This window comes from Vibrio sp. 10N.222.46.A1 (assembly GCF_041473595.1).
Lineage (GTDB): Bacteria > Pseudomonadota > Gammaproteobacteria > Enterobacterales > Vibrionaceae > Vibrio > Vibrio tasmaniensis_A.
Map to the genome: position 1 here is coordinate 1 of NZ_JBFRSN010001628.1, position 707 is coordinate 707.

At 47.8% G+C, this 707-nt stretch carries 1 protein-coding gene; it reads left to right on the forward strand.

Going from position 1 to position 707, the window contains the following annotated elements:
* Positions 1 to 707 (forward strand): alanine/glycine:cation symporter family protein (locus AB4496_RS28525; RefSeq protein ID WP_372133435.1); only part of this gene is annotated, 707 nt, incomplete at both ends.

The window sequence follows — 707 nt, forward strand, 5'->3', positions numbered from 1 at the left end:
GTTCCTACGATGGCGGTGATGTACGTCGTCGCGTGTTTAAGCGTTCTGATTTCAAATGCAGACCAACTACTGAATGCCATTACCCTTGTTGTGACTTCTGCGTTTACCAACACGGCAGCAACCGGTGGTTTCTTTGGCGCGAGCATCATGCTTGCTATCCAATCAGGTATCGCTCGTGGCGTGTTCTCGAACGAATCTGGCTTAGGTAGCGCACCAATGGCAGCAGCCGCGGCTAAAACAGACTCATGTGTGAAACAAGGGCTTGTCTCTATGACAGGCACCTTCTTCGATACCATCATCATCTGTACGATGACAGGTCTGGCACTTATCTTAACGGGCGCTTGGCAGACTGACCTTTCTGGCGCTGCGATGACCACTCATGCATTCGCTGTTGGCTTGAATGCAGACACCCTTGGCCCTATGTTGGTTTCTGTTGGCTTAATCTTCTTTGCGTTTACAACAATTTTAGGTTGGAACTACTACGGTGAGCGCTGTGTTGTGTTCTTGCTAGGTACCAAAGCAGTATTGCCTTACAAGATTATCTTCATTGCGTTGGTGGCTTCTGGTGCATTCTTAAAGCTCGACATGATCTGGATAATGGCGGATATCGTGAACGGCCTAATGGCAATTCCGAACCTAATTGGGCTTATCTTACTGCGCCATGTTGTTATCGAAGAAACCAAGCTATTCTTCAAACCGTTAACTTC